The sequence below is a fragment of the Streptomyces turgidiscabies Car8 genome (assembly GCF_000331005.1).
In the GTDB taxonomy this organism is placed as follows: domain Bacteria; phylum Actinomycetota; class Actinomycetes; order Streptomycetales; family Streptomycetaceae; genus Streptomyces; species Streptomyces turgidiscabies.
The window spans coordinates 37,640-47,502 of record NZ_AEJB01000013.1; the positions used below are offsets into that span (position 1 = coordinate 37,640).

The following is a 9,863-nucleotide window of genomic DNA, read 5'->3' on the forward strand; positions in this document are numbered from 1 at the left end:
GGAAATCACTCCGGTTGCGGCAGAAAACGTTTGTAGGATCCAGGTGAGAAACGGCGAGAACAGAAGTTTTGCTCCCCGCTGCCCGCAACCGCGCGGACGGCGGGGAGCGTCTTTGCGGTCGCCCTTCCGGGGCGTGGGACGTCGTGACCATGCGGGGGACGCGCGGTGACCATGGAATTAGGGGAAGAGCGGGACGCATGAGGGTGGCTGTGTCGGACGACGCAAAAGTGATGCCGGATGCGTACAACCCTGACGGGGGGATGCGTGTCCAACATGCGTGGCAGAGGTACTGGACTTCAGAGCGGCGACGCGCGGCACAGCCCTGCGTCCGCCCCGCCGACCCCGCGTGCCGGGTACGCACGGCGGCATGCCGGTGATCGCGCCGATGCCCGCAGCGCGGCCGGCCCGCATACCCAACCAGCGTGACGGCGCCGACGAGAGCGTGGTGGCGGGGACGACGGTCGATCACCTGACCGAGACGTACCGCGCCCACTACCGCTCCCTCCTCGGCCTCGCCGCGCTTCTCCTCGACGACACCGCGTCCTGCGAGGACGTCGTCCAGGAGGCCTTCATACGGGTGCACTCGGCCCGCAAGCGCGTCCGTGACCCGGAGAAGACGCTCGCCTATCTGCGCCAGACGGTGGTGAACCTCTCCCGCTCCGCGCTGCGCCGCCGCATCCTCGGCCTGAAGCTCCTCTCCAAGCCGATGCCGGACATGGCGAGCGCGGAGGAGGGGGCGTACGACCTGCTGGAGCGCGACTCCCTCATCAAGGCGATGAAGGGTCTCCAGCGCCGCCAGCGCGAGGTCCTCGTCCTGCGCTACTTCTCGGACATGACCGAGGCGCAGGTCGCCGAGACGCTGGGCATATCGCTCGGCTCGGTGAAGGCGTACGGCTCACGGGGCATCGCCGCGCTGCGCATCGCCATGGAGGAACCGGCATGAGCGGCGAACCAGGCCAGGGCCAGGACCGGGAAAACCAGGGCCAGGATCGGGACCAGGCGCAGGACTCGGTGCAGGGACAGGGACAGGGACAGGGGCCGGACAAGGACCGGGCACAGGGGTCCGAGGCGCGAGGGCCGGAGGCTTCGGAACCCGAAGGCTCGGGGCACGAGGTGTCGGAACCTGAGGGCTCCGAACCCGAGGCTTCGGGCTCGGCTGCTGCCGGGCACGAAGGGCGCGGGGGTGTCGGGCCCTGGAGCGACGGTTTCCGGCCCGCGGAGTTTCGGGCCGGTAGGGTTTCCGGCAAGGGGGCCCGATCCAACGGGAGTTGGCCGACCGGAGTCCACGGACCAGGCGGCCACGAGCAAGAGCACACGCAATCGCACGCTGGGAACGGAACTGTGAATCACGGCCCCGACGACGGGACCCTGGACGGGCTCGGCTCGGAAGAGCTGGCACTGCGCACGATGCTGCACCAGGCGGTGGGCGGAATTCAGCCGACCGACGCGGTGCTGGACCATCTTCGGCGAGCGGTGCCCGCCCGACGGGCCCGCAAGCGGCATGCCGCCATCGGGCTGGCCGCCGCCGCGCTGTTCATCGGTACGGCCGTCCCGGCCCTGCTGCACGTCTCGAACGTCACCGGTGCCGCGTCCGGCCCCTCCGTCAACGCGGGCCACGGCTCGGCGGCCGACGGGGACAAGGACACGGGCAAGGGCCCGGACGGCGGCGAGAGCACCTCCGGGGGCAACTCCGGCACAGTCAAGGACAAGCCGTCGGCCAGCCCCTCGAGTGGCACGAGCAACCCGGGTAAGGGAAGCGGCAGCGGCAGCACGACCGGGGGCTCCGATCCGTCGGACACCGCCGTGACCGCGGCCACCTGCGACGCCGCCCAGCTGGGCTCGGCCACCGGGTCGGTCGGCGACCCCGACGCCAGCGGCGCGGTCTACGGCACGTTCCGGGTCGTCAACGTCTCCAGCGCCAGCTGTACGGTCGGCGGTTCCGGCAACGTGTCCCTGCTCGCGCAGGACGCGGCGGACTCGTCGAAGGTGGGCACCGCCGACCACACGGCGGGGGACGCGGCGAGCGGCCTGCCCGACCCGGGTCTCTCGGTCAGCGGACTGGTGCTGGCGCCGGGCGCGGCGTACACGGTGCAGTTCGCCTGGGTGCCCTCGGAGACGTGCCCCACGACCGGCACCGGCTCCGACGGCGGCACCACGGGCGGCTCCACGGAGTCCCCGGCGCCCACCCCGAGCGAGAGCCCCGACGCGGCCACGACCACGGCCGGCGGCGACGCGGGCACCTCGGCCCAGCTGGTGACGGAGGACGGCACGGTGGCCGACGGCAGCGTGGCGGTGTCCTACACGGCGGAGGCCGGCTCGCCCACGGTGACGGCGATGGTGTCGAACGCGTGCGCGGGCACGGTGTACAAGACCGGGGTCATGGCGGCGACCTCTTAGTCGGTCGGCGCACAAAGGACGCCGGGCCGACGTACCTCACCGGGATCCCGGTGGATCGGCCGGGCGGCCCGCTGCGGCGTCGTCGCAGCCCGCCGTCCACTGCCGGGATGGTTCCCGTCCGCCCGGTGTCTCGTACTCCGCGCACACGGTCGACTCATCCTGGCCGGCTTCGTAGCCCTCCTCGTACTGCTGCTGGTATCTGCCCTTGCACGCGGATACGAGCAGCAGCAGAACAACCAGAAGGGCAACCCTGTATCCCTTGGTTGTTCTGCTCACATGCTTGGTTCCCGGGTCGGTTCCGCGGCGGGCGTTTCGTCGGGCGACTCGGTGGGAGTGTGGTCGGCGGGGAGGAGCCCCAGCTCCGCGTCCCGGGCGAACTCCGCCTCGCGGCGCAGCAGCCGGAACCACATGAAGACGACGAAGCCCGCGAAGACGAACCACTCGCCGGTGTAGCCGAGGTTCTGGAACGCCTTCAGGTCGAGCCCGGTGTTCGCGGGCGCGGTCGCCGGTACGGCCTTCATCCCCGAGTCGCCCTTGTCGAGGGTGACCCAGGCGTCGTACACGTCGTACGGCACGAGGTTGACCAGCGAGGCGGCGCTGATCGCGCCGGTCTGCCCGGCCGGGAGGCCGCCCACCGCGCTCACGCCGTTGGACCCCGGCGACTCGGACGCCTGGAGCGCACCGATGACGGTGACCTCGCCGGTGGGCGGGGCGGGGGCCTTCGCGGGGTCGGCGGTACCGGGCAGCCAGCCGCGTACGACGGGCAGTGCCCTGCCCCCGTCGGTGCGCAGCAGGGTCAGTACGTAGTAGCCGTTCCGGTCGTCGAGCTGCCGGTCCGGTACGAGCAGTTGGCGGGCGTATCGCCCGGTGACGGTGACGCGGTCCCCGGAGGTCTTCTCGTCGACGGGCAGCAGCTCGGCGAGCGGCCGGGCGGCCTCCTCCTTCTCGGCGGAGACCTCCTTGGTCGCGGTCCGGTGGTCCTGCACCCGGTCCTCGAACCGGCTCAGCTGCCACGACCCCATGAACAGGCAGAAGGGGATGGCGAGCAGCACGAAGACGTTGATCCCCCACCAACGGGGCGTCAGCAGAAACCGGTACACGCCTTCCACGGTACGGGGCGGGTGCGGGCGCCGGGTTCGCGGGGTCGGAGTTGTCCACAGCGTCCACAGCCCGGGTTTTCCACAGGCTGGGGACCTCGGCGGCGGATTGTCGTGCCGGGCGGGCAGTATGGGGGCCATGACTGAGAGCAACGGGTCCACGCCGACCACGAATACGCCCGACCCGACCGTCCCGGACTGGGAGAAGCGGTTCCGGGCGCCGAGGGTGTCGCTGCCCGACTGGGCGGAGGACGCGCCGGACCGGTCCCTGTTCGTGTCCAACGCGACGGGCACGTACGAGCTGTACGCCTGGGACCGAGCCACGGGCGAGCAGCGCCAGGTGACGAACCGGCCGAACGGCACGACGGACGGCGTGCTGTCGCCCGACGGCGAGTGGATCTGGTGGTTCGACGACAAGGACGGCGACGAGTTCGGCGTGTGGCGCCGCCAGCCGTTCGGAGGCGGCGAGGACGGCGCCGAGGACGAGCTCGCGACACCCGGTCTGGACGCCTCGTACCCGGCGGGGCTCGCGCTCGCCCGGGACGGTCGTACGGCGGTCGTGGGGCGCTCGACGGACGAGGACGGTACGACGATCCACCTGGCGGTGGCCGGCACGCCCCCCACTGTCATCTACCGGCACCGCGAGTCGGCGGGCGTCGGCGACCTCTCGCACGACGGTTCGCTGATCGCGATCGAGCACACGGAGCACGGCGACGCGATGCACTCCGCGCTGCGCGTCCTGCGCCCGGACGGTACGACGGTCGCCGAGCTCGACGACACCAAGGGCGGCGCGGAGGAACTGGGCCTGGAGGTGCTGGGCTTCGCGCCGGTGGAGGGCGACACACGGCTGCTCGTCGGGCATCAGCGGCGCGGACGCTGGGAACCCCTCGTGTGGGACGTGGTGAGCGGGGAGGAGACGGACCTCGGCCTCGACCTGCCGGGTGATGTGAGCGCGGAGTGGTATCCCGACGGCTCGGGCCTCCTGATCGCCCACGGCTTCGAGGCGCGCAGCGAGCTGTTCCGCTACGACCTGGGCGCGCGCGAACTGGTGAAGGTGCCCACGCCCGCCGGTACGGTCTCGGGGGCGACGGCCCGGCCCGACGGCAGCGTGGAGTACCTGTGGTCGTCGTCGGCGCAGCCGTCGTCGGTGCGCTCGACGACCGGAGCGGTGGTCCTGGACCCGCCCGGGCTGAAGTCGCCGGGTTCGGTACCCGTGGAGGACGTGTGGGTGGAGGGGCCGGGGGGCCGTATCCACGCCCTGGTGCAGAAGCCGGCGGGGGCGGACGGCCCGTTCCCGACGGTCTTCGACATCCACGGCGGACCCACCTGGCACGACAGCGACTCGTTCGCGGCGGGCCCGGCGGCCTGGGTCGACCACGGGTACGCGGTGGTGCGGGTCAACTACCGGGGCTCCACGGGGTACGGCCGTGAGTGGACCGACGCCCTCAAGCACCGGGTCGGCCTGATCGAACTGGAGGACATCGCGGCGGTACGGGAATGGGCGGTGAGCTCGGGCCTCGCGGACCCCGGCCGGCTGATCCTCTCCGGCGGCTCCTGGGGCGGCTACCTCACGCTTCTCGGCCTCGGCGTCCAGCCCGACGCATGGTCGCTCGGTCTCGCCGCGGTGCCGGTCGCGGACTACGTCACGGCGTACCACGACGAGATGGAAGCGCTGAAAGCGATGGACCGCACGCTGCTGGGCGGCACACCGGAAGAGGTCCCGGAACGCTTCGAGGCGTCGTCCCCCCTGACGTACGTCGACGCGGTGACGGCGCCGGTGTACATCTCGGCCGGCGTGAACGACCCGCGCTGCCCGATCCGCCAGATCGACAACTACGTGAAGCGCCTGGAATCCCGGGGCGCGGTCCACGAGGTCTACCGCTACGAGGCGGGACACGGCTCACTGGTGGTGGACGAGCGAATCAAGCAGGTAAGGCTGGAACTGGAGTTCGTGGAACGGCACCTGCCCTCCAGCTAGTCCGGGCGCATTTCCAGCCTGTCCGTCGTTTGAGGACGCGGCCCGTTCAGGGCCGGAGGGGGGTCTGGGGGCGCAACCCCCAGGACGGGATGGGACGGGTAGGGGCGGCGGGGGCGAAAACCCCTACACCCCCGCCCGCTCCCCCCGCCGCCGACCCAACAGCTCCGCCAACCCCCGCCGGGTGGCAGCCAGCACCACCCGGTCCTCCGCCCGCAGCACATACGTCACCGGCAGATCCCACACCAGCCCCGAGGGCCGGGCGTCCTCCCCGGCGCCCTCGGAGCCGGGGCTCACCCCCGTGTCCAGCGCCAGCACCCGCCACGCCCCCGCCCGAAACGCCTCCCCGACCGTCCGCCCCTCCAACTGCGCATGCCCGCCCACCCGCATCGCCGCGAACAGCAGCACCCGCCGCTCGACGGGAATCGTGCCGAGGATCTGTGTCTGGCGGCCCATCATCGCCCCGGCGAAGGCGGGCGCCGACAGGTGCGACACGCTCCGGCTGCGGGTGGTGGCGCCGGGGTGCGCCGCGCGCAGGGTGCGGTACACGGCGGTCGCGAAGTCGTCGTCGTACAGGCGCAGGACGACGCGCAGGTCGGGCCGTACGGAACGCCCGTACAGGACCGCCTCCAGGTTCGTCGTGTCGGCGCTGGTGAGGGCGAGGAGGGCCTGCGCGCGGTTGATCTTCGCGGCCTCCAGGACGCCCTCCTGGGTCACATCGCCCAGCACCACCGGCACCCGCAGCCGCCGTGCCGTCGCGAGCCCGCGCGCGTCGGGGTCCGCCTCGACGCACACCACCGGGATGTTCAGTTCGCGCAGCCGGGTCAGCACCCGGGTACCGATCTTGCCGAGCCCGAGCAGCACCACATGCCCGCTCAGCCCGCGCGGCGGCCTCCGTACCGCCGACCCGCTGCGGAACGTACCGAGTGCCTCCAGGACGGCGGCCAGCAGGACCGGCAGCAGCAGCAACCCGACGAGTCCGGAGAGGAGTTGGAGGATCTGGCGGGGCATCGAGGCGCCGAGTGCCGGGTCGTTGATCGCGAAGAGGTCGAGCAGGGTCAGATAGGTCGCGTGGACGGGGTGGTCGCCCGTCGCGATCGTCAGCGCGACGGCGAGGGCGATCACGCACCCGACCATCCCGGCCAGCGACCACCGCAGCCGACGGGAGAACAGGGAGGCGAACGGCGGCACCACGCCCCGCCCGCGCCCGCCCGACATCGACGTCCCGGAGTACGCGTACGACACCTGCTGGAGCACGACCGTCCCGCGTCCGGTCGCCGCCGCGACCGCCGCCTCGTCGGGGAGCAGCCGGGGTCCCTGGTCGCCGCTGCCCTCGGAGCCGTCCGCGCCGGCCGGGTCGCTGCTCGTGGTGGAGAGCAGGGCGAGGGTGTACAGGCCGGGGTCGGCGACCTCGCCCGGCGCGGGTGGCTGCCGTTCCACGGCGCGCAGCAGCAGTCTGTCGGTCTGGACGACCTTACTGGTACCGGTGATGGCGGTGGCGGCGAGCGCGGGGGCGGCGGTGTCGGCGTCGGACAGGACGGTGGTCGACGCGTCGAAGTCGCCGGGCTCGGGGGTGCCGTCGCCGGGGTCCGCCGACAACACCGATGCCTGGTCGAGGAGTTCCTCGATGTGCTGGCCCAACCGGCGGTTGTAGAGCCGGAGTACGAGCCGCAGTCGGGGGTTGAGGCGGCGGGCGGTGAGTGCGGCGCGGATGTTGGTCTCGTCGTCGTCGTACACGAGGGCCAGGGCCGCCGCCCGCGCCGCGCCCGCCTGGGCGAGCACGGCCTCGGTCGCCTCGACGGCCTCCAACATCCCTTCGTGTGGCCCGGGTTCACTGCTACCGGCCCCACCGTTGGTCGCGTTGGTCCCATTCCCGGCCGCCCGGTTGACGGCCGCGGACATCCGGTCGAGCAGCGCCGACGCGGTTCCGGCGGCGCGGACGACCACCGGCGGCCGTACGTTCCGCTCCGAGGGCGGGACGACGAGGGTGACGTGCTCGCCGTAGACGTTGCGGAGTTCGTGGGCCAGTCGGTGGGCGAGCCCGTCGTCACCGGCCACGATCATGTGCGCGGCGGGATCACCCGCGCGGGGCCCGTTCGGCCCGCTCTGACTCGGAAGGTTCCCCAGGATCGCCACGAGGGAGAAGACTGCCGTACCGGGAGGGGCGGTTGCGGGCCGGGGCCCGTCGGATGATCAAATCCGCGGTCAGGCTCGTCGTCCGTTGTGCCCGCCGCCGCCCACGCCGCTGCGCCCCACGATCTGCCCCGCCCGGTCGATACAGATCACGTCGACCGCGACGGGCGCTCCGCGCAGCACGGTCAGGGCCTCGTCGCGTGCGGCCACCGCCACCAGGTCGCCGAGCGGGACGCCGGCCGCCGCGCACAACTGCAGTGCCGCGAGACCGGTGTTGGCGTCGGCGACCTCGGCGACCAGCGTCTCGCTCGCGCCGCCGCGCCGGGCCAGTTCGGCGAGGAGGCCCAGGTCGACCTGGGAACGGGCGGAGTGCAGATCCAGGTGACCGGCCGCCAGCTTCGAGAGTTTCGCGAACCCGCCGCAGATCGTGAGCCGGTCGACGGGATGACGTCGTACGTACTTCAGTACCGCCCCCGCGAAGTCGCCCATGTCGAGCAGGGCCTGCTCGGGGAGTCCGTAGGCGGCGACGACCGTCTTCTCCGAGGTCGAGCCGGTGCACCCGGCGACATGGGTGTGTCCGGCGGCCCGGGCCACGTCCACGCCCCGCCGGATGGAGTCGATCCACGCCGAGCAGGAGTAGGGGACGACGATCCCGGTGGTCCCCAGGATGGACAGGCCGCCGAGGATGCCCAGGCGTGGGTTCCAGGTGGACCGGGCGATCTCCTCGCCGTGGTCGACGGAGACGGTGATCTCGACGTCGCCGCTCTCCCCGTGTTCGGCCGCCACCCGGGCCACGTGGTCGCGCATCAGCTGCCGGGGGACCGGGTTGACCGCAGGTTCGCCCACCGGCAGGGGCAGTCCCGGGCGGGTGACCGTGCCGACGCCCGGACCGGCCCGGAAGACGACGCCGGACCCGGCGGGCAGCCGGCGCACGGTCGCCCGGACCAGTGCGCCGTGGGTGACGTCCGGGTCGTCGCCCGCGTCCTTGACGATGCCCGCCATGGCGTACGAGCCGGTCAGCTCCTCGGTGGCCAGCGCGAACGCTGGTGTCTGGCCCCTGGGCAGCGTGATCGTCACCGGGTCGGGAAAGTCGCCGGTCAACAGAGCGGTGTACGCGGCTGTCGTGGCGGCGGTCGCGCAGGCGCCGGTGGTCCAGCCGGGGCGCAGGCCGGTGTGCTTGAGTTGGGCGCCGCGCCCGCCGCCGGCCTCGTTGCCGCTCATCGCCACTCGCCGCTCATGAAGGGAACCCGGTCTCCGTGCACGTACTGATCCTCGGCGGAACGGCAGAGGCCCGCCGCCTCGCCGAGCTCCTGGCGGCCGAAGAGGGTGTGTTCCGGGTGACGAACTCGCTGGCCGGACGGGTCGCCGCGCCCCGGCTGCCGCCCGGTGAGGTGCGCGTCGGTGGTTTCGGCGGGGCCGAGGGGCTCGCCGAGTGGCTGCGCGCGCATGCGGTGGACGTGCTCATCGACGCCACCCACCCCTTCGCCGGGACGATCGGTTTCCATGCGGCACGGGCCGCCGCCGCGGTCCATGTTCCCCTGCTCGCGCTCCGGCGTCCCGGCTGGGTGCCGGTCGACGGCGACGACTGGCACGGGGTCGGTTCCCTGGAGGAGGCCGCCGCGCTGCTGCCCACGCTCGGGCAGCGCGTGTTCCTCACCACCGGGCGCCTGGGCCTGGCCGCCTTCACGGGCGCCGCCGCGCTGGACGAGCTGTGGTTCCTCGTCCGTTCCGTCGACGCGCCCGAGGCCCCGCATCCGGCCCGTATGGAGGTACTGCTCGACCGGGGCCCCTTCACCCTCGACGGCGAACGCGAGCTGCTGCGCCGCCACCGCGTCGACGTCCTCGTCACCAAGGACAGCGGCGGCCCGGCCACCGCCCCGAAACTCACGGCGGCCAGGGAGGCGGGGATCCCGGTGATCGTCGTACGCCGCCCGGCGGTGCCGGAGGGAGTGCGGGTGGTGGAGGGTCCGGAGGCAGCGGTACGGGCGCTGCGGCTCGGTGGTTGCTCCGCCCCCGAGCCGCAACAGGGCTGACGGCGCCGGTCGGGGTGGGGGCAGGGCCCCGGGCGGGCCCCTGGGCGGGCCTCTGCCGGGGAGCGGGCGGTTGCGGGTGTTGTGGCTTGGCGGCTGCTCCGTGCCGGGGGAGCCGGGCTGACGGCGTCGGTCGGGGTGTGGGGGCAGGAGCCCCGCACCAGCCTCCGGGCGGGAGTCTGCCGGGGAGCGGGCGGTTGCGAGTGTTGTGGCTTGAGGGGTGCTCCGCGC

At 72.9% G+C, this 9,863-nt stretch carries 8 protein-coding genes; 4 read left to right on the forward strand and 4 right to left on the reverse strand.

The features are described 5' to 3' along the window. Positions 1-277 precede the first annotated feature (277 nt). On the forward strand, positions 278-943 hold the full coding sequence (locus tag STRTUCAR8_RS00845; RefSeq protein WP_078507071.1) for a SigE family RNA polymerase sigma factor: 666 nt from the start codon (positions 278-280) through the stop codon (positions 941-943). Positions 944-1,341: 398 nt separating this feature from the next. Further along, positions 1,342-2,397 (forward strand): hypothetical protein, encoded by a 1,056-nt coding sequence (locus STRTUCAR8_RS00850; RefSeq protein ID WP_006373429.1) that lies wholly within the window; start codon positions 1,342-1,344, stop codon positions 2,395-2,397. Between the two features lie 36 nt (positions 2,398-2,433). Here STRTUCAR8_RS00850 and STRTUCAR8_RS52215 read toward each other — a convergent pair whose 3' ends face one another. Next, the gene (locus STRTUCAR8_RS52215) at positions 2,434-2,673 is read right to left on the reverse strand and encodes a hypothetical protein (RefSeq protein WP_006373424.1); all 240 of its coding nucleotides are present in this window, start codon (positions 2,671-2,673) and stop codon (positions 2,434-2,436) included. After that, the gene (locus tag STRTUCAR8_RS00855) at positions 2,670-3,497 is read right to left on the reverse strand and encodes an SURF1 family protein (RefSeq protein WP_006373441.1); all 828 of its coding nucleotides are present in this window, start codon (positions 3,495-3,497) and stop codon (positions 2,670-2,672) included. Before STRTUCAR8_RS00855 ends, STRTUCAR8_RS52215 begins: the two co-directional genes overlap by 4 nt. Before the next feature lie 136 nt (positions 3,498-3,633). Here STRTUCAR8_RS00855 and STRTUCAR8_RS00860 point away from each other — a divergent pair, with 136 nt between their 5' ends. Beyond that, positions 3,634-5,472 (forward strand): S9 family peptidase, encoded by a 1,839-nt coding sequence (locus STRTUCAR8_RS00860; protein ID WP_006373428.1) that lies wholly within the window; start codon positions 3,634-3,636, stop codon positions 5,470-5,472. A gap of 123 nt (positions 5,473-5,595) precedes the next feature. Here STRTUCAR8_RS00860 and STRTUCAR8_RS00865 read toward each other — a convergent pair whose 3' ends face one another. Continuing rightward, complete coding sequence (locus STRTUCAR8_RS00865) at positions 5,596-7,533, reverse strand: potassium channel family protein (RefSeq protein ID WP_006373436.1); 1,938 nt, start codon at positions 7,531-7,533, stop codon at positions 5,596-5,598. 141 nt (positions 7,534-7,674) lie between these two features. Continuing rightward, positions 7,675-8,823, reverse strand: a complete 1,149-nt coding sequence (locus STRTUCAR8_RS00870) for a cobalt-precorrin-5B (C(1))-methyltransferase (RefSeq protein WP_044471416.1) — start codon at positions 8,821-8,823, stop codon at positions 7,675-7,677. 35 nt (positions 8,824-8,858) lie between these two features. Between STRTUCAR8_RS00870 and STRTUCAR8_RS00875 the strand changes: the two genes are divergently transcribed. Further along, positions 8,859-9,635 carry a cobalt-precorrin-6A reductase gene (locus STRTUCAR8_RS00875; RefSeq protein ID WP_006373423.1) on the forward strand — a complete coding sequence of 259 codons (777 nt, stop codon included), beginning with the start codon at positions 8,859-8,861 and terminating at the stop codon, positions 9,633-9,635. The last annotated feature ends 228 nt before the right edge of the window (positions 9,636-9,863 follow it).

Excerpts from the sequence above, each read along its gene's own strand:
- STRTUCAR8_RS00865 (WP_006373436.1), bottom strand. The coding sequence starts at position 7,533 with ATGATCGTGGCCGGTGACGACGGGCTCGCCCACCGACTGGCCCACGAA.
- STRTUCAR8_RS00870 (WP_044471416.1), bottom strand. The coding sequence starts at position 8,823 with ATGAGCGGCAACGAGGCCGGCGGCGGGCGCGGCGCCCAACTCAAGCAC.
- STRTUCAR8_RS00860 (WP_006373428.1), top strand. The coding sequence starts at position 3,634 with ATGACTGAGAGCAACGGGTCCACGCCGACCACGAATACGCCCGACCCG.